The following is a 20,196-nucleotide window of genomic DNA, read 5'->3' as shown; positions in this document are numbered from 1 at the left end:
GAGTGCCGTTGTCGGACCGGCGCGCCAGACTGGCCGCATGGACGCAGCAGCCGTGCTCACCCGCCTCGCGGAGGTCATCGACGCCCACGACTGGGACGGTCTGCCGGCCCTGCTCCACGAAGACTTCACGTGCCGCCTCGTCCACACGGACGAGGAGTTCGGCAAGGACGCGTGGGTCGCGTTCAACGCCGACTACCCCGGCTTCGAGCGGATGCACCTCGAGGACCTCGTGGCCGGCGGTGACCGGGCCGTGCTGCGTGCGCGGGTCATCGGGCGCGGCGACGGCGGCGAGGAGCTGGTCTTCGCGGTCGCCAGCTTCGCGACCGTGCGCGACGGCCTGGTCAGCGAGCTCGTCGAGGTCTGGGCCGACGTCGGCCAAGAGGCCCCGGAGGGGACGCGCCTAGGTTGAGCACGTGCTGCCAGACCCGACCGAGCGCCTGCGACTGCGTCGCATGGCGATGTCCGACCTCGACGACATGACCGCCGTGCTGGCGGCTCCCGACCCCGTGCCCTTCGACCGCCCGCAACGCGGTCGCGACGACGCGATCCGGTGGATCGAGTGGCAGCAGCGCAACTACGCCGAGCACGACTTCGGGCTCTGGGTCGTCGAGACCCACGCCGGCGAGTTCGTGGGCGACTGCGGCCTGACGGTGCAGGACGTGGAGGGCACGCCCCACGTCGAGGTCGGCTACCACGTGGTGCCGGGGCTGCGTGGCCGTGGGTACGCCACCGAGGCGGCGCGCGCAGTGCGTGACTGCGCGGCCGCCCACGGCGTGGATCACCTCGTGGCGCTGATCCGCCCCGAGAACACCCCGTCCCAGGGCGTCGCCCGCCACCTCGGCATGGAGGTCGAGCGGACGGCGTACGTCCACGGGGCGGACGCCCTGGTGTTCGGGATGGTGCTGCAGAAGTCGACGTGACGCGGCGTCACTTCATCTTCTTGGCGGCCACCTTCGCGAGCTTCTTCACGCTCGAGGTCGCGACCGGCGCGTCGTCGACGACGGCGATCGTGCCGAGGCGCTTGCCCACGATGGTCAGCACGCTGGTGGAGTAGCTCACCACGCCGGAGAACGTCGTCTCCTGCACGACCGTGAGCGAGGAGTCGCCGAGCTTGAACGACTTGCCGAGCTTCGCGGTGACGGTGGCACCCGTGGTGGGCTCGGTGAAGGTGCCGCACTTCTTCACGTACTTCTTGTAGGCCGCCAGGTAGGACTTGGCCTGCGCAGCGGACTTCACCTCGGCGACGCCGGCGACGACGACGCTGGTGCCGGTCGTGGAGACGCCGGTCGTGGTGGAGCCCGACTTGGCCTTCTGCAGGCCGGCGGTGCCGCCGCAGCTCTTCGGCGGGACGGCGACCTGCTTGGTCTTGTCGGTGCTGAAGGTGCCGCCGGCCAGCTCGGGGAACGCCTTGGTGATGTCGGCCTGGCTGGGGACGTCCTTCGCGCTGACGGCGGCCTGCGCAGCCGGCGCGGAGACGAGCATGACGGCGGTGGCGATACCGGCGGCGAGGGACAGGGAGGTGCGCTTCATGGGATCTCCTGGATCGTGTGGGTGATGCGTCCCCCACGTCCTACCCGCGCCACACGGGCCCCACCCTTCCCGGAACCGGGTAGTCGCACCCCTCGGGGTGACCGGCCGGCCGTCCGGGTCAGTCGTCGACGAGCCCGACGCGGAGGTACTCCGCGGCGTAGGTCCCGGTGAGCAGCAACGAGGCGTAGCGCGCCACCTCGGCGTCGGCATCGGTGTCGACGGTCTCGACGCGGACGCCGTGACGTGCCGCCGCGGCCAGGAGCGTGCCGGTCTGCTCGCGCACGGCCGGGTCGTCGGAGCGGTCGTCCAGGATCAGCAGCAGCGGCCGGAGGTCGGCGGGCTCCTCGGCGAAGGGATCGGCGAAGACGTCCTGCGGCTTCGTGGCCTCGATGACCGGGAGGAGGTGCTCGGCGTCGCCGGCGATGGCCGAGCGGCCGCTGGTGCGGCGCAGCGACTCGGCCAGCCGGCGGGCCGCGCGGGCGGCGAGGACGGACCCGCCCCACACCAGCGGGTTGGTGTCGGCCATCGCGATGGCCAGCATCTTCGCCGGGTTGACCGCGAGGTCGCGGTGCGGGGAGCAGCTGGTCGCGACGTCGTCGAGCGACGCCGCGACCGACGCCGCGTCGGCGCGGGGGCCGAGGTGGACGTGGGCGAGGTAGTCGAGCATCACCACGGCGGTCGCGAGCTGGTCGCCGGTGACGGTCGGCAGCACGGTGACGTGGCGACCCTGGGCGTGCTCGCCGACCAGCGACCGCTCGGGACACGCGACGACGACCTGGCACCCGCGGCGCACGGCCTCGGCGACCGCCGACGCGGAGCCGTGGTCATTCCCTTCGGGCGCCAGCATCACGACCAGGTCGAGCGACCCCGCCCAGCCCGGCAGGCCGGGGTTGGGCCACGCCACGAACGGCACCGGGCACCAGGGCTCGAGCACCGCGCGCAGCAGCCGTGAGTCGGGGCCGGCGGCGATCACCGCACGGGGACGCTCGCCGTCGCGACCGGCGGCGATCAGCTCGGCGGTCGCGGTGGCCGCCTCGTGCGCCTCACGTCGTACGCGCGCACCGCTCTCGGCGAGCGTGCGCAGCCGCAGGTCAGCGGTCTCGAGCACGCCGGCGTCGTCGAGCCGGGCCTCGTCGAACCAGGTCACGACCGGCCTCCTGTCAGGGCTGTCAGGGCTGTCAGGGCTGTCAGGCGGGCTTGCGGGCCTCGTCGACCAGCAGCACGGGGATGTCGTCGCGCACCGGGTAGGCGTTGCCGCACCCCTGGCACACCAGCTCCTCGGCGCCGGTGTCGGCGACCAGCTCACCGTGGCAGGCCGGGCAGACGATGATGCTCAGCAGCTGCGCGTCGATGTTCACGCCGATGATCCTAGAGGGGACGTCAGTCGGTGGACGTGAGCACCCGCAGGTGCCCCCGCTTGGCGCCGCGCGTCGCGTCGTCGGTGGAGTGCAGCGGCGCCGGGGACGGGGCCGGACGTGCCGCCTCGCGCACGGCGTCGGCGAGCGCGAGCAGGTCGTCGCTGCTCGGTCCGGGAGCCTGCCGGTCGGACGCGAGCCGGATCACCTCCCAGCCGCGCGGCGCGGACAGCCGCTCGCTGTGCACGTCGCAGAGGTCGTACGCGTGCGGCTCGGCGTAGGTCGCGAGCGGACCCAGGACAGCGGTCTGGTCGGCGTAGACATAGGTGAGCGTGTTGACCGCCGGACGGCCACACGCCGTGCGCGAACACCGACGGGCAAGACTCACGACGCCGACGCTACCCGGCGGATGCACCTGCGGCCCTTAGGCTCGCGGCGTGGGAGATGGCGTGACGGGTGACGTGGGTGGCGACGTCGGTGGGGAGGTGCGTCGGACGCGTGACCGACGGGGCCGCGGCATGCGAGGCCCCGGTGTCCTGCCCGACCGGCCCGGCACCCCGGCGCTGCGCACCCCGCGGCAGCGGTTCGACCAGCTGGTGCTCGACGTCGTCACACCGCTCGACGAGCGCTGGCAGCGCCACCTTGGCCTGGTGGAGTACGCCGTCGAGGACGCGCCGATGCTGCCCGACGACTGGGGCGACGACACCGTCCCGCTCTCCTCGCTGGTGCGCGGCAAGGGCCAGTCACCGACCCGGCTGGTGCTCTTCCGCCGGCCGATCGAGCACCGGGCCAGCGGCCGCGACGAGCTCGAGGCGATGGTGCACACCGTCGTCGTCGAGCAGATCGCCGAGCTGCTGAACCTCACGCCCGGCCAGGTCGACGAGCGCTACGAGGACTGAGCCCGTCTAGCGCTGCGCCGGGCGGACGTCCGGCACCTGGCTGGTGGTCTCGAGCTGCGTGAGCGGGAGGAAGGACAGCCCGCGGTCGCTGACCTCCAGGGAGACGACCCCGCCCGTGCGCTCGAGCTCGACCAGCGCCAGCACGGCGTCGTCGGGCAGGTTCACACGCGCCGCCGTCCCGGCGTCGACCTCGATCCGGCGCTCGCGGACGACCTCCTGGCCGTCGGCGTCCCACGCCTTCAGGACCAGGACGCCGGGCGCGGTGGCACCGGTGACGACGAGCTTCTTCGTGCCCGCCGGCAGCGCGGCGGCGGTCTCGGAGGTCACCGTCGAGCCGGCCGCGGCGAGCGCCAGGTCGCCGGCCGTCCTCGTCCGGAGGCTCGCCGTGACGGGACCCGTCGCGTCGAGGCGGAGCGCCTGGACCCCGGCGAGGGTCTTGCCGCGCAGCACGCCGCTCAGGTCGACCTCGGTGACCGTGGCCGGCGCCAGGGTGACCTCCTCGAGGCCCGACGGCGCGAACTCGCTCTCCCCGCTCACGAGCCTGATCGTGACCCGCTCCTCGCTGTCACCGGGGTTGGCCAGCGTCAGCACGCGGTCGGCGGCCGCGCTCCCGACCCCGACGACGTACGACGTCGTGGCGGGCGCGGCCTGCCCGGGCAGCCACTCGCGCACCGGCTTGTCGCGCCCCAGCGGATCGATCGTGTCGACCACGCTCGCGGCGAGGCGGCCACGCGAGACCAGCACCTGAGCGGCGAGGGCGTCGCGGTTGGGCGTGACGTCGGCGAGGTCGAAGGAGATCGAGCGGCCGCCCGGGACGCGGACGCCGCGCAGGGCGGGGGCGTCGACGAGCCCGGTGCCGTCCCAGAGGGACACGTCGGCGACGGCGGGACCCTTGTCGGGGTTCACCAGCGTCAGCGTCGAGGAGTGCTCCGCGGAGGCGCCCAGGCCGGTGAACCACCGCTCCGGCGAGGGCTGCTCGCAGCCGGTCGCCGAGCCGCCACCGGAGCGCGACACGACGAGCCCCGGCGCGAGGTCGCCGGTGCCGTTGACCACGACGGGCGGGCGCTCCTCGCGGGAGGCGACACCGTCGACGAGCGCCTCGGTGTCCTCGTCACGACCGACCCGCAGCGCGAGGTCGCCCGAGCCGAGCCCGGTGCTGCCGAAGCGCACCTCGGCCGCCGCACCCAGCTGCGGCGGGCAGACGGCCGTGACCCGGTCGAGCGGCGCACCGGCGGGGTCGTAGGACGTCGGCTGCTCCGCGGCCGGTCGCACCACGGCCAGCGCGCCGATGGTCAGCAGCGGGATGAGGACCGCCAGCAGGGTGAGCGGGGACGGCCGGCGGGTGGCGGCCGCCGCGACCCTCCGGCGCCCGTCGGACGGCGTGGGTGCGGGTGTGGGCTCAGTCATCACCGCGCTCCTCCCTCCGGGCACGGACGGTGGGCGCGGCGAGCACGAGCGCGAGCAGGATCGCGAGTCCCTGCACGACGAGCAGGCCGGTGCGCCACCACGACGTCGGGTCGTCGAGCGCCGAGGCGTCGAGCGGGCGGTCGACCCGCCACGCGCGGGTGGTGCGGTCCTCGGCGCTGGCCTGCTCGAGGCCCGCGGTGGCGTCGAGGAGGGAGGAGATCGAGCCGTCGGCGGGCGTGCTCAGCACGACGTACTCGATCCCACGCGAGCCGAGCGCCGCGACCACACCGGGAGTCGGCGACGAGACCAGCGCCTTCACCTCCGAGGTGAGCTCGGGGTCCTCGTCGGCGAGCGTGAGGATCTCGTCCTCGCCGACCGTGGTGCCGTCGTCGCGGCGGATCCGGTAGGTGATCCCGTCGTCGACCGAGCCGGCCAGCACGAGCACGCCGTGCTCGTCGCCGAGCAGCGAGCTCTGCTCCATGTAGACCGGGACCTGCTGGTCGGCATCGCGCGCGAGCGCGTTCTCCGGGGTGGCGAGCCACCAGCCGAGCCCGCCGAGCGGGACGACCGCGGCCGCGACGGCGAGCGACGCGGCCAGCGCGCGCTGCCAGGCGGGGTGGTGCTCGTCGAGCCGGCGGAGGTAGGCGTCGGCGCCGAGCACGACGGCCACGACCGCAGTGCCCTGGAGGATCACCACGAAGAGGCCGAGGCTCGGGCGGGTGGTGACGGCGGGCAGGTCGAGCGTGACGTGCGACAGCGCTCCGGACACGACGGCGGCCGCCAGGGCGACCAGCCAGCAGATGACGACCGGGATGCGGGTGCGCCGTGGGAGCAGGGCGGCGACCGCGAGCACGCCCAGCACGACGCCGAGCCACCACGGTGCGCCGAGGTCGTTGAGCCGACCGGTGAGCAGGCCGTCGAACGTCACCCGGTCGACGGTGAGCCGACCGGCCTCGAGCAGGACGCCCGACGTGGACCCGGTCGTGACGAGCGGGACGAGCCACGGGGCCAGCAGCACCGGGGTCGCGGCGACCGCGAGGACGGGCGGCCCCCAGCTGTCGCGCTCCCTGAGCAGGCGCGGCGCGATGAACGCGGCGCCGCCGAGCACGACGGCGGTGGCCAGCAGGGCGAAGAGCCAGAACCCCGGCACGAACGCCGCGCCGAGCGCCACCAGCAGGGCGGTGCGCCAGGCGGCACGCCAGCGCCTGTCGCGCTCGGGGTCGACGAAGCCGAGCGCCGCGTGCGCGGCCCAGGGCAGCAGGCTGGCGACCGCGACGGTGCCGAACCGCCCCTCGGCCCAGGCGCCGGACGTCACCGGGACGAGCGCGTAGGTCAGCGCTCCCCACACCACGAGCCACCGCGGCAGCCCGAGCGGGTCGACGAACCGGCCGACGACCTTGAGCAGCCGCCACGCACCCCAGGCGGCGATCGGGACCGCGAGCAGCATCAGGCCGGACACGACGGCGCCCGTGTGGCCGAGCAGGAGGGTCGCGGCGAGCGCGAAGGGCAGGACGTAGGCGGGAGCGGGCACGTCGGTGCCGGAGCCGAGCGGGTGCCACGTCGCGACGTGCAGCCGCCACCAGTCCCCCGCGGCCGACGGCACGGGCGAGAGCGCACCGCCCGTGATCGAGCCGAACGCCTCCCTCCCGGCCACCAGCGCGAGGATCCCGAACAGCACGAGCATCAGCGCGACGGGGTTGGTGAGGAAGCGCGCGACCAGGCCGGTGTCGGTGAGGTAGGCCTCCTCGTCGTCCTCGCCGGCGCCCGCCGCTCCGCGACGCTCGTCCCGCGCCGCCGGTGCTCCGTCCGGTGCCGCAGCCAGCCGGCGCCGCTCGGCGACGTCGGCAGCCTGGCTCGTCGCGGCCGACGCGAGGTCGGTGACGAAGTCGAGGCCGTGGCGGTAGGGCAGCCACGTCGGCGCCAGCAGGTGGCGTACGACGTCCTGCCGGGGCGCATCGCCGGCGCGGCGGCGGGCGCGCTCGCGCCGGGCGGCCAGCACCTGCCGCGGCCGACCGTGCACGGACAGGGTGGCCGCCAGCTCGTCGAGCGCCTCGCCCACCGAGCGGACGGCGAGGAAGCCGAGGACCCGCAGGAGGGAGCCGAGGAACAGCCGGACGTAGTGCCAGGCGAAGGCGCGGGAGGACACGTTGGCCAGCGAGGTGAACAGCGCCGCCCGGCGCTCCTGGTAGTGCGTGTGGCGTCCGGTCAGCGGGGTGCGCCGGATCCCGCGGTGCGCCGCCTCGGCGTGGAAGACCACGGACTGGGGCACCACCATCGTGCGGTGCCCGGCGAGCGCGGCGCGCCAGCCGAAGTCGATGTCGTTGCCGAAGATCGGCAGCTCCTCGTCGAGACCGCCCAGGGACTCGAGGACGTGCCGCTTGACGAGCATGCCCGCGGTGTTGACCGCGAGGACCTGGCGTACGGCGTCGTGCTGGCCCTGGTCGTACTCGCCGCGCTCCAGGCCGGTCTCGCGGCGGCCGGTGCCGCTGATGGTGAGGCCGACCTCGAGCAGGCGCCGCAGGGACGGCCACTCGCGGAGCTTCGGCCCGAGGATCGCCGCGTCCGGGTCGCCCTCGGCGGCCGCGAGGAGCTCGAGCAGCGCATCGCGGTCGGGCAGGCTGTCGTCGTGGAGGAGCCAGATCCACTCCGGCTCGTCGGGTGCCTCGGGGTCCGGAGGCAACGGCGGCGCGAGCTCGAGGCCGTGGCGCACGGCGGCGGGGTAGCTCGTCGAGCCGGGCACCACGTCGACGACCAGGCGGTCGCCGTCGAACCCGGCGGAGGCGAGGTGGTCGCGCACGAGCGCGACGCTGTCGTCGCGGCTGGTCGTGTCGACAGCGACGACGCGGTCCGGCGGGAGGGTCTGCCCGGTCAGACCAGGGAGGACCGTCGGGAGCCAGCGGGCCCCGTCATGACTGACGAGGAGCGCGGTGACGGACACCGGAGCACCTTAGCGAGGGCCCCCACGCCCTCAAAAAGAGCAGTTCGGCTCAGCCGGCGGCACTCTTCTTGAGCTTGCGGCGCTCGCGCTCGGAGAGCCCGCCCCAGATGCCGAAGCGCTCGTCGTTCATCAGTGCGGACTCGAGGCACTCGTCGCGCACCTCGCACGTGAGGCAGACCTTCTTGGCCTCGCGGGTGGAGCCGCCCTTCTCGGGGAAGAACGCCTCAGGATCCGTCTGCGCGCACAGTGCGCGGTCCTGCCAACCGAAGTCCTCGCCCTCGGGCTCGAGGAGAAACAGCTCCGTCCTCATTGCCTTCGCCCCATTTCGACCCTAGTGATGCTGCGACCCGTCGCCGCCCTGGCCGAACCCCTCGAAGAGGCTTCCCAGAAGCGAACGACACTGTGGGAATTACATGCCTGTCGTGCACCGCAAGTCAAGCCCGGATCTGATATGTGCATTCCGCTTCGGGCAGGCTTGCCCTATGCCATCATCCGCGCCCACGCTCCGCCGTATCACCGTCCTGTCAGGCGGTGTCGGCGGGGCCCGGTTCCTCCAGGGACTCCTCCACGGCCTCCGCTCCGGCGTCGTGCCGGGGGGCTCCGCCGACACCGAGGTCACCGTCGTCGCCAACACGGCGGACGACTGGTGGATCCACGGGCTCAAGGTCTGCCCCGACCTCGACACCGTGATGTACACCCTCGGCGACGGCATCGACGTCGAGCGCGGGTGGGGCCGTCGCGAGGAGACGTGGAGCGCGAAGACCGAGCTCGAGGCCTACGGCGTCGAGCCGACCTGGTTCGGCCTCGGCGACCGCGACATCGCCACCCACCTCGTCCGCACCCAGATGCTCGAGGCCGGCTTCCCCCTCTCGCAGGTGACCGAGGCGCTGTGCCGCCGCTGGCAGCCCGGCGTGCGGCTGCTGCCGATGAGCGACGACCGCGTCGAGACGCACATCGCCGTGGCCGACCCCGACAGCGCGAGCGGGCGGAAGGTCATCCACTTCCAGGAGTACTGGGTGCGCCTGCGCGCGGAGGTCCCCGCCGAGGCGGTGCTCGTCGTCGGCCAGGAATCGGCCACTCCGGCGCCGGGGGTGCTGGAGGCGATCGCCGGGGCCGACCTCGTCGTCCTGCCCCCGTCGAACCCCGTCGTCTCCGTGGGCACGATCCTCGGCGTCCCGGGCATCCGCGAGGCCGTCCGGTCCACCGCGGCACCGGTCGTCGGGGTCTCCCCCATCGTCCGCGACGCGCCGGTCCACGGGATGGCCCGGCAGCTGCTCACCAGCATCGGGGTCGAGGTCAGCGCGTCCGGGGTCGGCGTCCACTACGGCGCCCGCTCGGCGGGCGGCGTGCTCGACGGCTGGCTCGTCGACGCGGGCGACGCGGGCCAGGTCGCGCGTCTCGAGGAGGCCGGCATCAGGTCGCGGGCCGTGCCGCTGATGATGACCGATCCCGACGCGACGGCGGCGATGGTGGCCGAGGCCGTGACCCTGGTGGGGACGTGAGCGGACTGCATGCCTGGGCGCCCGACGGGATCCCCGAGGTCCGGCCGGGCGACGACCTGGCGGCACTGGTGCTCGAGGCCTGCGCCGGTGGGGCCGACCTGCGCGACGGCGACGTCGTCGCGGTCACCAGCAAGGTGGTCAGCAAGGCCGAGGGCCGGATCCGCACGGGCGACCGGGAGGAGGCCATCGAGGAGGAGAGCGTCCGGGTCGTCGCCCGCCGCGGCGCGACCCGGATCGTGCGCCACCGGCTCGGCCTCACCATGGCCGCGGCCGGCGTGGACGCCTCCAACGTCGAGCCCGGCACGATCGTGCTGCTCCCCCTCGACCCGGACGCCACCGCGCAGGCGCTGCGGCGCGACCTGCTCGCCCGCGGGGGCGTCAACGTCGCCGTCATCGTGACCGACACCGCCGGCCGCGCCTGGCGCGAGGGCCAGACCGACATCGCGATCGGTGCCGCCGGGCTGCTCGTCGCGGAGGACTTCGCCGGTCGCACCGACGGCTACGGCAACCCGCTCGCCGTCACCCTCCCCGCCGTCGCCGACGAGCTCGCCGGCACGGCCGAGCTGGTCCAGGGCAAGCTGGGCGGCCGGCCCGTCGCCGTGGTCCGCGGCCGGGGCGACCTGGTGCTGCCGCCCGGGGAGGACGGACCCGGCGCGAGGGCGCTCGTGCGCGCCGAGGGCGGGGACCTCTTCGGCTGGGGCGCCCGCGAGGCGGTCGTACGCGCCCTGGCGGGTGACGATGCCGACCGCCTCCCCTTCGGCAGCCCGGCGCCGCTGGCCGAGCTCCAGCACGCGGTCGGCAGGGTCGCCGGCCGGAGCAGGGCGATGTCGTCGACCCTCTCGCTCACCTTCGACGACGACCCCGGTCGCGTCGAGCTGCGCCTGCCCGGCGACGCCGACCGCACCGCCGTGGCGGCGGTGTGCTTCGCGCACGGCTGGCGGATCCGGTCGTGGGGGGCGGCCCAGGACGGGGCCGGGAGCGACGTCGTGTGCGCTCTCTCACCCGTCACTACGTAGACTCTGCCAGCGCAGACCAGTCACCACCCGATCCAGCGACCGAGAGACTCCGAGCACCGTGGCCAAGAAGGCAGCAAAGACCGACCGTCAGGCGGTCATCGACTCCATCCGCTCCCAGCAGTCCAAGCGGGAGAACCGCCGCGGCATGGCGATCGTCGGCGTGTGCGTCACGGTCGCGATCGTGATCATCGGCGCCGCCGCCTTCAAGCCGGTCAAGGACTGGTACGACCTGCGCTCCTACGCCTCGGACTCGCTCAGCGACATCGGCGCCAAGGCCTCGGTCTGCCAGAAGGTCACGACCAAGCCCGCCGAGGGCAACCAGGACCACGTCGAGGTCGGCACGCCGATGACCTACCCCGACTCCCCGCCGGCCTTCGGCCAGCACTGGAACATGTGGGACACGATGGACCGCAAGCTCTACACGGTCTCCGACCGCCCCGAGCTCGGTGAGCTCGTCCACAACCTCGAGCACGGCTACACGATCCTCTGGTACGACAAGACCATCCAGGACGACTCGTCGAAGATGGACGTGCTCCGCGGCATCGCCTCCAAGCTCCAGGGCACCACCAACCTGCGCGACAAGTTCAAGGCCGTGCCGTGGGAGTCCAAGGACGGCAAGGCGTTCCCCAAGGGCCAGCACGTCGCGTTCACGCACTGGTCGGTCGGCGGCGTCGGCGAGACCGACTCCTCCAAGCAGGTCGGCGTCTGGCAGTACTGCTCGGACCTGAGCGGTGCGGCCCTCGACACCTTCATGACCGACTACCCCTACATGGACTCCCCGGAGCCCACGGTCGTCTGACCCGTCCCGGGTCCCCGCGCCTCTCCCATGAGCACCTTCGCCGAGGTCCTCGCCGCCCAGCTGCGGCGGGACCCCGGCCGACCCCTGCTCACCTTCTACGACCACGCCACCGACGAGCGGGTCGAGCTGTCGGTGACGACGTACGCCAACTGGGTGGCCAAGGCGTCCGGCCTGCTGACCGACGTCGCCGACCTCGAGCGCGGGATGACGCTGCGCGTCGACCTGCCGCCGCACTGGCTCTCCCCCGTCTTCCTCGGCGCGGCCTGGACGATCGGCCTGCGCGTGACGGCGTCCGACGAGCCCGACGCGGTCGTCTGCGGTCCTGACGGCCTCGGGACCTGGGCGGGCCGCGCCCCCCGCACGCCGGTGCTGGCCTGCAGCCTGCGCCCGCTGGGCACGCGCTTCGCCGAGCCGCTGCCGGCCGGTGTGCTCGACGTCGGCGTCGAGATCTGGTCGCAGCCCGACGGGTTCGCGGCCTGGGACCCGCCGGGCGACGACGACCTCGCCACGGACGACCTCACGCAGCGCGAGCTCCTCGACCCGGCGACGCACTCCACGCACGACCTGACGGCCGCCGCCGGGAGCTCTCTCACCGACGGCGGCCGTCTTCTGTCGGTGACGGACCCGGCTTCCCCACCAGGAACCGCCACCTTCACCGAGCCCCTCGTGAGAGGCGGCTCGCTGGTCCTCGTCCGCAATCCCGACCCGGCTCGCCTCGACGGCGTCTTCGACGCCGAGCGGGCGACAGCCCGGGCCTGATCGCGGCCCTTCTCCACCTGCGCCTAGCCGGCCAGGTCGTAGCCCTCCAGCCCACCCAGCAGGCGCGGGCTCGAGACGCCCGACTTGCGGCCCGAGAAGACGTACGCCGTCCCGCTCGCGCGGTCGCGGACGACGTAGTCGAGCCTGCCCTTGAGCGTCATCGGCTGCACCCCGAACACCCAGTCGAAGGCGGAGAGGTCGGACGGCAGCCCGGCCGGGACCGGCAGCTGGCCGCCCTTCACCGGAGCGGGGGCGTTGAAGCCCGAGCCGTTGCCGGCCCAGACGGAGAGCGTGCCCCCCGACGGCGTGCCGACCAGGTCGGGGATGCCGTCGCCGGTCACGTCCCCGACCGCGGTGATGCCGGCCACTGTGTTCCAGCCGCCGCCGAGCGCGGTCGGGCCGGACAGCGCACCCGTGCCGTTGCCGGCGTAGAGGAACAGCTGGCCCTCCGGGTTCCGGGTGAGCACGTCGCCGAAGCCGTCGCGGTTGACGTCGCCGGCGTTGAGCAGGAGGTCCATCCCGGCGAAGGAGACGCCGGTGTCGATCGGCGCGCCGAGCTCGTAGGTGTCGCGGTTGGCGACGACGACGAGCTGCTTGCCGGCGATGCCGATGAGGTCGGCCCCGGGGCCGTCGACGAGGTTGGAGGCGGTGATGCCGCGCATCGTCTTGAGGTTGGACGCGGGGCCACGGGCGGCGCCGAAGGTGCCGTCGCCGTTGCCGGGCATCAGCAGCATGTTGCCGGTGCTGTTGCGGACCACCAGGTCGGGCCGGCCGTCGCCGTTGAAGTCGGCGGCCACGACCCGGTTGATCTTGCTCCAGCTGCCGGCGACGCGCTGCGGCGGGGCGAAGCGGCCGGTGCCGTAGCCGGTCTGGAGGTAGAGCCGGTTCTTGGTGCGCAGCAGGAGGTCTGCGCGACCGTCGCCGTTGACGTCACCCGCGCCGACGATCTGCTTGTAGTCGCCGTAGCCCTTGCGGGTCACCTTGCGGGCGAAGCCGCCCTTGGCGGTGGCGGTGAGCACGACGAGGCGGCCCTTGAAGCGGGCGACGAGGTCGTTGCGGCCGTCGCCGTTGATGTCGCCGACGGCGGTGACGAGGGAGTAGCCCCGCAGCTTCAGCTTGCGGACCGTCTTGCCGAACTTGCCGTTGCCGGCGCCGGCGCGGATCCGGACGATGCCCGACTTGTCGACCGTCACGAGGTCGGCGACGCCGTCGCCGGTGAGGTCGGGCGACACGAGCACGTCGGCCGCCTTGTCCCAGCCCTTCTTGCCCACGACCGTCCGCTTCTGGAACGACGTGAGGCCACCGGTCGGGACCACCAGGCCGCGACCGTCGGAGGCGCGGCGCACGACCAGGTCGGGGTACGGCGACGCGTCGAGGTTGTTCTGCGGGTTCGGCTCGGTGATCGTGACCGGCGTGGGGGCGGTCGGGGTGGTGGTGACCCCACCGGCCTGGCTGGCGTAGGTGCGGATCAGCGGGATCTGCGCGTAGAGGTACCTGCCCGGGCAGGCGGTGGAGCCGGCGTCGCGGTGGCCGTTGATCGCGGCGAAGGTCTTGCTGCCGATCTTCTGCGACATCGAGGCCGGGTCGACGCCGCTCAGGGACAGCTTCCAGGCGAAGAGCTGGCCGTAGGCGCGCAGCATCGCGTCGGTGGGCTGGACGACGTCGTAGTTGCCGATGGCCGACATCGCGAAGGAGTACTGGTTGTAGTTCAGCGTGTGCGCGCCGACGACGGGCTTGTCGATGCCGCCGTAACGGCCCTCCCAGATCCGGCCGAACCGGTCGACGAGGAAGTTGTAGCCGATGTCGCTCCAGCCACGGGACTTCACGTGGTAGGCGTAGATGCTGCGGATGATCGCAGGCACCTGGTCCTCGGTGTAGTCGTTGGCGTTGACCGTGTGGTGGACGAAGCCGCCGTTGATGGTGCCGTAGCGCAGCGAGCTCTTGTTGCGGATGCTCTCGTCCGCTCCCCACTGGGCCCGGGAGAAGATCGTCGGCTGCGCGACGGTCTTCGCCTTCGCGTTGACCGTGGCCGAGCGGAGGCTGAGGCCGTCGGCGGGTGACCCGGAGCCGCCCACGAGCGCGCCCTGCTCGGCGTACTTCTGCTCCGCGGAACCCGCCTCGTCGGCCGGGGCCTCGGTCTCGCTGGCCTTCGCGGAGCCGGGGTCGACCAGCGCGAGGGACAGGTCGTCGGGGAGCGTGGCGCCGCCGGCGGTCCTGGCCTCGACCTGCACGTCGTCGACCTCGCCGACGAAGGTGGGCTCGGTGCCCGGACGCGAGGTCGCGTCCTCGGCGCTGCCCGGGTCGGGGCCGTGCTCGTCGTGGTACTCCAGGTTCTGCCACGCGCTCCACTCGTCGCCCTCACGGGTGCGGACGCGGAGCGTGATCTGGTCCTCCTCGAGGTCCTCTCCGTGCTGCCAGGTCACGCCGATGGCCGAGAAGCCGGTCACGGCCTGCGGCTTGCTGACCACGCGCGAGGTGGTCGCCCCGCCGGCGACGGTGCGGCCCATGAGGCCCGCGAACCCGCCCGCTCCCCCGGTCAGTGGCACCTCGGTGACGGTGGGCTCCACGGCCTTCAGCGGCACGGTCGCCGACATCAGCTCGGCCGGAGCCGGCCTGCCCGCACCCGCGGGCTGCTGGCCGGGGTGCTCACCGACGATGTCGAGCGAGACCACGCCGGAGGCGGGCGTCAGCACGACGAGGACGACACCCAGTGCCAGCACCTGCTGACAGAGGGTGACCAGACGGGCCTGGAGAGGTCGCATGAAGAGTCTCTGTTCCTGTGTGGGGGAAGGTCACACAAGGCAGAAGTTCACACCAGTCACACCAGTCACGGAAGAGTTTCTGAGTAACTACAACGCTGTAATTTCCACTCGACACGCCGCTACATCAGTGTAATTCTCACCGATTCTGGCACATCGGGGCGTCGAGCGGTGCGTGAGCCACGTCTTCGGGCGCGCAGATGTGGCCCACGCACCGGCGCGGGGGCTCCGAACGGTGTCGGCTCAGATGTCGGAGGCGAGGGCCTCGTCGCGCTCGTCGACGTCGTCCTCGTCGCCGTCCTCGTCACCATCGTCGTAGTGGAGGTACTTGATGGCCTCGTCGACGTCGCCGTCGAAGCCGACCTTGCCCCTGTCGAGGACGATGGCGCGGTCGCACATCTTCTGCACCGAGCCGGCGGAGTGGCTGACGTAGAACATCGTGATGCCGGACTCGCGGATCTCCTTCATGCGCTTGAGGCACTTGCGCTTGAAGGGGCGGTCCCCCACGGCCAGGACCTCGTCGGCGATGAAGATGTCGCAGTCGACGTGGACGGCCACGGCGAAGCCGAGGCGGGCGAACTGGCCCGAGGAGTAGTTGCCGACCGGCATGTCGAGCTGGCGGCCGACGTCGGCGAAGGCGGCGATGTCGTCGAACTTGGAGTCGATCTCCTCCTTCGACATGCCGAGCATCGCGGCGTTCATGTAGATGTTGTCGCGGCCGGAGAGCTCGTTGTGGAAACCGGCGCCGGTGGCGATGAGGCCGGAGATCCGGCCCCGGGTCAGCACCTGTCCCCCGTCGGGCACCATCACGCCGCTGACGAGCTTGAGCAGCGTCGACTTGCCGGACCCGTTCAGGCCCATCAGGCCGATCGACTCGCCCTGCGTGACCTCGAACGAGACGCCGTCGAGGGCCTTGAAGGTGTCGGAGGGCCTCGGCTCGTCCGGCTCGGCGTCACGCTTGCGGCGGTCGGGACGCAACATCTGCTTGAGCGTGCGGTTGTACTGGTAGCGGAAGGTCTTCGAGACGTTGTCCACCACGATCGAGGTCGTCATCAGAGGCGCTCCGTGATCGACTTCTCGAGGCGGGAGAAGACCCACTGGCCGACCACCAGCAGCACCAGTCCGATTCCCAGCATCACGAAGCCGCGGCTGAAGAGATGGTCGGCGAAGTTCGGGGCCGGGATGAGCGTGCCGTCGCCGTTGGGGTTGGGCATCGTCGCGCAAGGACCGTCGCACGTCGGGTACCAGAAGCCGCGCTGGATGAGCATCACGGCCTCGGCCACCGGGTTCGACACGTAGAGCTGGGTGTACTGGGTGGGGATCCGCTCACCGTCGGCGATGACGTAGTACGGATACATCATGGGAACTGTGAACGGAATCATGTTGATGAACGTCTGCACGATGCGCTGGAAGTCGCGGAAGAGCACGTTGATGCACGAGAACATCAACCCGAAGGCCGTGCCGTAGACCATCATCAGCACGAAGCCGAGGAGCGCCGCGCCCATGCCGACGGCGTCGGGGACCCACAGCGGACCGTCGCCCCAGACACCGGTGGCGATACAGGCGACGAGCAGGATCAGCAGCTGCGGGATCGTGTGCCAGAGCGAGACCAGCATCGAGGCCACCGGGAACATCTCCCGAGGCATCGCCATCTTGGTGATGACGCCGCGGTTGGACAGCAGGGATCGAGTGCCGGCCGTCACCGACTCGGTGAAGTAGTTGACCAGCACCATCCCCGCGAACAGGTGGATCGCGAAGTTCTGGATGCCCAACCCACGGCCGAGGATCAGGCCGAAGACGACGTAGAAGGTGACGAAGCGCGTGAACGGGTTGATGTAGGACCACAGCAATCCGAACGCCGTGCCGGCGTAGCGCGCCTGGATCTCGCGCCTCACCAGCAGCCGGAGCAGGTAACGGCGCCGGAAGACCTCGAGGACACCCGACGTGCGCGACGGCGGCGACAGCGGGACGTGCGCGAGGTCGTGGCGCTGCTCGACCGACCGCGCGCCAGTGCTCACCTGGCTCACGCACCCTCACCCTTGCCGGCGGGAGCGTCCGTGTCGCTCCACGGTGCGAACGTCTTCTCCCAGGACTCGGGCGAGGTGATGTCGCCCAGGGCGTCGCGGTACTGCTGGGCGAGCTGCGGCCACTCGCGGTGGAAGCGCCGGTGGATCTCGATGGTGCGCTTCAGCAGGTCGCGGTAGTGCTCGGGGTCGCGCTTGTAGAGGGCGACCGAGCTGCCGTCGTTCATCGAGACGACGGCCGAGTCGTACTTCACGAGGTTCCACCACTTGGCGTCCATCGCGGTGAGCTCGGTCTCGGGGTACTGCCCCGCGAGCTCGCGCACCGGGCGGAGCTGCCGGATCGGGGCGAGCGCGGCCGCGACCAGGGTCGACTTCCGGCCCGGGATCTCGATGTCGGACTTGCCCTTCTTCGGCGGCTTCTTGCGGCGCACCGGCGGCAGGTCGTCGCGGTCGGTGAGGAGCTGCGCGTCGGGCCACTGCTTGCGGAAGGTGTTGATGTCGGCCAGCTTGGTCGACAGCTCACCGTGCAGCGCGTGCGGGCCGCGCAGCACGTCCTCCATCGCGAGGTGACGCAGCTCGGCCGTGGAGTACTGGAGCGACGCGAGGTGCTTGACCTGGTGGTTGAAGCTCTCGCGCACCATCCGGCCGCCGCGCTCGTAGGGCGAGTGCAGCAGTGCCGCGATGATCCGGTTGCGGTGGTGGAAGTACGACTGCCAGTCGAGGCCGTCGTTCTTGTCGGTCCACGGCACGTGCCAGACGGCGGCTCCGGGGAACGACACCGTCGGGTAGCCGGCCGCCTTGGCGCGCAGGCCGAACTCGGAGTCGTCCCACTTGATGAAGACCGGCAGCGAGAGGCCGACCTCCTCGAGGACGACCCGCGGGATCAGGCACATGAACCAGCCGTTGAAGTCGACGTCGGCCCGCTTGTGGAGCCAGCGCGAGGAGCGCAGGTTGCGGGCACCGAAGTCCCACTGGGAGTAGCCGTCGAGGCGGGTCTGCCACCAGAAGCGCCACGGCTGGACGATCTCGCCGAAGGAGTGCAGCTCGGAGCGGCTGTAGAGGTTGAACATGTGGCCGCCGACGATCGTGGGGCGCTTGGCGAGGTCGCCGAAGGTGACCGCGCGGATGATGCCCTCGGGCTCGCAGACGACGTCGTCGTCCATCATCATCGCGTAGGTCGCGGTGCCCTTGCGGACGCTCTCGAGCTGGCCGCGGGCGTAGCCGCCGGAGCCACCGAGGTTGCCCTGGACGATGACCCTCAGCTTGTCGCCGAGGCCCTTCTTCGCGGCCGGGAAGTACTCGCTGTCGGTGACCTTGTCCTTGCCCTGGTCCATGACCATGACGGTGTCGAGGTAGGGCTGGAGCTCCTCGGCGTCGCCGAGCTGGGTCAGCAGCTGGGCGCTCATGTCGGGCAGCATCGTGGTGATGCAGACGTCGACGGTGCCGTGCTCGGCGCGGTCGGCCGGGACCTGCGCGGTCCACTCGGCGGACTCGACCGTGGCGCCGTCGTCACCGGCGACGACGTCGTACCAGTACCACCCGCCGTCGACGAACGGCTTGAGCGTGAGGTCGAACGAGAAGGTGCCGGACTCGCCCTCGACCGTGGCGCCGTCGACGCGCTGGGCGTGTCCGCGGGCCATCGACTTGTAGACGGTGACCATCGAGCCGGTGCCGGAGACCGAGACGGTGAGCTGGACCTGGTCGACGACCGTGTGGCGGCGCCAGTAGGACGCCGGGAAGGCGTTGAAGTAGGTGCCGAACGACAGCAGCTGCGACGGCTCGAGGCGCAGCGCGGTGCGCGACCGGATCTGGTCGGGGTGCAGCTTGCGCCCGGTCGAGGTCGACTGGCGGATCGCTGCGTTGTTGAGGTCCTTGGCCGCCTTGTCGCCGCCGACCGCGTCACGGTCGGTGTCGAGCTTGGCGTCCTCGAGGTCGACGTAGAGCGGGAAGACGTCGGGGTCGCGGTCGATCGGGAAGATCTGCCGCTGGAGCAGACGGGTGGTGGTGGTCATGCGTCGATGCCTCCGGACTTGAGCTCGGCGCCCTCGGCGAAGTGGGGCTTCAGCTTGTTGTCGTACATCGACAGCGCCGATCCGATCGCCATGTGCATGTCGAGGTACTTGTAGGTGCCCAGGCGCCCGCCGAAGAGCACCATCGGCTCCGCCGCGGCGAGGTCGCGGTACTTCAGCAGCTTCGCACGGTCGTCGGCGGTGTTCACCGGGTAGTAGGGCTCGTCGCCCTCCTCCGCGAAGCGGCTGTACTCGTGCACGATCACGCTCTTGCCGGGCAGGTGGGTCTTCTCCCGCTCCGGGTGGAAGTGCTTGAACTCGATGATGCGGGTGTAGGGGACGTCGCCGTCGTTGTAGTTGACGACGCCCGTGCCCTGGAAGTCGTCGGTGTCGACGACGCTCTCCTCGAGGTCGACGGTGCGCCACGACAGGCGGCCCTCGGAGTTGCCGAAGTACTCGTCGACCGGACCGGTGTAGACGATCGGGACCTTGCCCTTGTAGTCGTCGGCGACCGCGAAGAAGTCGGTCTCGAGGCGGACCTCGATGTTCGGGTGGTCGGCCATCTTGCTCAGCCACGCGGTGTAGCCCTCGGTGGGCAGGCCCTCGTAGGTGTCGCTGAACCAGCCGTTCTGGAACGTGTAGCGCACCGGGAGCCGGGTGATGATGTCGGCACTGAGCTCGGTGGGGTCGGTCTGCCACTGCTTGCCGGTGTAGCCCTTGATGAACGCCTCGTAGAGCGGGCGGCCGATCAGGCTGATCGCCTTCTCCTCGAGGTTCGACGCCGACGCCGTGTCGAACTCCGAGGCCTGCTCGGCGATGAGCGCACGCGCCTCGTCGGGGGTGTGGGACTTGCCGAAGAACTGGTTGATCAGCGCGAGGTTGAGCGGCAGGGAGTAGACCTGCCCCTGGTACTTCCCGAACACCTTGTGCCGGTAGTCGGTGAACGACGTGAACCGGTTGGCGTACTCCCACACGCGCTCGTTGGAGGTGTGGAAGAGGTGGGCGCCGTACTTGTGGACCTCGACGTTGGTCTCGGGGTCGCGCTCGCTGTAGGCGTTGCCGCCGAGGTGGTGGCGACGCTCGAGGATCAGCACGCGCAGGCCGAGCTCCTCGGCGCAGCGCTCGGCGATGGTGAGGCCGAAGAGGCCGGCGCCGACGATGACGAGGTCCGGAAGAGGGGTGGTGCCCTGGGACAAGGG

General features: G+C 71.8%; 19 protein-coding genes. 7 read left to right on the top strand and 12 right to left on the bottom strand.

What is annotated here, in order from left to right:
• Positions 1 to 37 precede the first annotated feature (37 nt).
• Both BLV76_RS13420 and BLV76_RS13415 read left to right on the top strand, forming a co-directional pair.
• A complete protein-coding gene (locus BLV76_RS13420) occupies positions 38 to 409 on the top strand; it encodes a nuclear transport factor 2 family protein (RefSeq protein ID WP_090969578.1) in 372 nt (123 codons plus the stop codon).
• A gap of 4 nt (positions 410 to 413) precedes the next feature.
• Positions 414 to 920: a GNAT family N-acetyltransferase gene (locus BLV76_RS13415; protein WP_245734674.1), complete on the top strand. Its 507-nt coding sequence runs from the start codon at positions 414 to 416 to the stop codon at positions 918 to 920.
• 7 nt (positions 921 to 927) lie between these two features.
• Here the strand turns inward: BLV76_RS13415 and BLV76_RS13410 are convergent, their stop codons facing one another.
• The 4 genes from BLV76_RS13410 to BLV76_RS13395 all read right to left on the bottom strand — a co-directional run bounded on the left by BLV76_RS13410 (position 928) and on the right by BLV76_RS13395 (position 3,273).
• On the bottom strand, positions 928 to 1,530 hold the full coding sequence (locus BLV76_RS13410) for a hypothetical protein (RefSeq protein WP_090969577.1): 603 nt from the start codon (positions 1,528 to 1,530) through the stop codon (positions 928 to 930).
• Positions 1,531 to 1,648: 118 nt separating this feature from the next.
• Positions 1,649 to 2,677, bottom strand: a complete 1,029-nt coding sequence (locus tag BLV76_RS13405) for an SIS domain-containing protein (protein WP_090969576.1) — start codon at positions 2,675 to 2,677, stop codon at positions 1,649 to 1,651.
• Between the two features lie 40 nt (positions 2,678 to 2,717).
• Positions 2,718 to 2,888 (bottom strand): Trm112 family protein, encoded by a 171-nt coding sequence (locus BLV76_RS13400; protein ID WP_175539675.1) that lies wholly within the window; start codon positions 2,886 to 2,888, stop codon positions 2,718 to 2,720.
• A 22-nt stretch (positions 2,889 to 2,910) separates the two neighbouring features.
• On the bottom strand, positions 2,911 to 3,273 hold the full coding sequence (locus BLV76_RS13395; RefSeq protein ID WP_090969574.1) for a DUF3499 domain-containing protein: 363 nt from the start codon (positions 3,271 to 3,273) through the stop codon (positions 2,911 to 2,913).
• Positions 3,274 to 3,322: 49 nt separating this feature from the next.
• On the opposite strand from BLV76_RS13395, the gene BLV76_RS13390 reads away from it, so the two are divergent.
• On the top strand, positions 3,323 to 3,784 hold the full coding sequence (locus BLV76_RS13390) for a metallopeptidase family protein (RefSeq protein WP_245734673.1): 462 nt from the start codon (positions 3,323 to 3,325) through the stop codon (positions 3,782 to 3,784).
• Between the two features lie 6 nt (positions 3,785 to 3,790).
• On the opposite strand, the gene BLV76_RS13385 is transcribed toward BLV76_RS13390, so the two are convergent.
• From BLV76_RS13385 to BLV76_RS13375, 3 genes are read right to left on the bottom strand one after another with little or no spacing between them, the layout of a single operon-like run.
• Positions 3,791 to 5,191, bottom strand: coding sequence for a DUF5719 family protein (locus tag BLV76_RS13385; RefSeq protein ID WP_090969572.1), 1,401 nt, complete (start codon positions 5,189 to 5,191; stop codon positions 3,791 to 3,793).
• Positions 5,184 to 8,129 (bottom strand): glycosyltransferase family 2 protein, encoded by a 2,946-nt coding sequence (locus BLV76_RS13380; protein WP_090969571.1) that lies wholly within the window; start codon positions 8,127 to 8,129, stop codon positions 5,184 to 5,186. The genes BLV76_RS13385 and BLV76_RS13380 overlap by 8 nt, the downstream gene beginning before the upstream one ends.
• Positions 8,130 to 8,178: 49 nt before the next feature.
• Positions 8,179 to 8,439, bottom strand: a complete 261-nt coding sequence (locus BLV76_RS13375) for a WhiB family transcriptional regulator (protein WP_090969570.1) — start codon at positions 8,437 to 8,439, stop codon at positions 8,179 to 8,181.
• A 172-nt stretch (positions 8,440 to 8,611) separates the two neighbouring features.
• Here BLV76_RS13375 and cofD point away from each other — a divergent pair, with 172 nt between their 5' ends.
• Genes cofD through BLV76_RS13355 form a run of 4 tightly spaced genes read left to right on the top strand, consistent with a single transcriptional unit; the run spans position 8,612 to position 12,205 of the window.
• Positions 8,612 to 9,631: a 2-phospho-L-lactate transferase gene (gene cofD / locus BLV76_RS13370; RefSeq protein WP_090969569.1), complete on the top strand. Its 1,020-nt coding sequence runs from the start codon at positions 8,612 to 8,614 to the stop codon at positions 9,629 to 9,631.
• Complete coding sequence (gene cofE, locus BLV76_RS13365) at positions 9,628 to 10,647, top strand: coenzyme F420-0:L-glutamate ligase (RefSeq protein WP_090969568.1); 1,020 nt, start codon at positions 9,628 to 9,630, stop codon at positions 10,645 to 10,647. The genes cofD and cofE overlap by 4 nt, the downstream gene beginning before the upstream one ends.
• A 58-nt stretch (positions 10,648 to 10,705) precedes the next feature.
• Positions 10,706 to 11,446 (top strand): DUF3105 domain-containing protein, encoded by a 741-nt coding sequence (locus BLV76_RS13360; protein WP_245734672.1) that lies wholly within the window; start codon positions 10,706 to 10,708, stop codon positions 11,444 to 11,446.
• 27 nt (positions 11,447 to 11,473) lie between these two features.
• A complete protein-coding gene (locus BLV76_RS13355; RefSeq protein ID WP_090969567.1) occupies positions 11,474 to 12,205 on the top strand; it encodes a TIGR03089 family protein in 732 nt (243 codons plus the stop codon).
• A 23-nt stretch (positions 12,206 to 12,228) separates the two neighbouring features.
• Here the strand turns inward: BLV76_RS13355 and BLV76_RS13350 are convergent, their stop codons facing one another.
• From BLV76_RS13350 to glf, 5 genes are all read right to left on the bottom strand, one after another.
• Positions 12,229 to 14,967, bottom strand: coding sequence for an FG-GAP-like repeat-containing protein (locus BLV76_RS13350; protein WP_175539674.1), 2,739 nt, complete (start codon positions 14,965 to 14,967; stop codon positions 12,229 to 12,231).
• A gap of 240 nt (positions 14,968 to 15,207) precedes the next feature.
• The gene (locus tag BLV76_RS13345; protein ID WP_090969565.1) at positions 15,208 to 16,017 is read right to left on the bottom strand and encodes an ABC transporter ATP-binding protein; all 810 of its coding nucleotides are present in this window, start codon (positions 16,015 to 16,017) and stop codon (positions 15,208 to 15,210) included.
• Positions 16,017 to 16,991, bottom strand: coding sequence for an ABC transporter permease (locus BLV76_RS13340; RefSeq protein WP_090969564.1), 975 nt, complete (start codon positions 16,989 to 16,991; stop codon positions 16,017 to 16,019). The genes BLV76_RS13345 and BLV76_RS13340 overlap by 1 nt, the downstream gene beginning before the upstream one ends.
• Positions 16,988 to 19,000 (bottom strand): glycosyltransferase, encoded by a 2,013-nt coding sequence (locus BLV76_RS13335; protein ID WP_090969563.1) that lies wholly within the window; start codon positions 18,998 to 19,000, stop codon positions 16,988 to 16,990. Before BLV76_RS13335 ends, BLV76_RS13340 begins: the two co-directional genes overlap by 4 nt.
• Positions 18,997 to 20,193, bottom strand: a complete 1,197-nt coding sequence (gene glf, locus BLV76_RS13330; RefSeq protein ID WP_217630339.1) for a UDP-galactopyranose mutase — start codon at positions 20,191 to 20,193, stop codon at positions 18,997 to 18,999. The genes BLV76_RS13335 and glf overlap by 4 nt, the downstream gene beginning before the upstream one ends.
• Between the last annotated feature and the right edge of the window lie 3 nt (positions 20,194 to 20,196).

It is taken from the genome of Nocardioides exalbidus (genome assembly GCF_900105585.1).
Classification (GTDB): domain Bacteria; phylum Actinomycetota; class Actinomycetes; order Propionibacteriales; family Nocardioidaceae; genus Nocardioides; species Nocardioides exalbidus.
The sequence above is the reverse complement of the archived record's forward strand: the minus strand, read 5'-3'. Positions and strand labels throughout refer to the sequence as shown.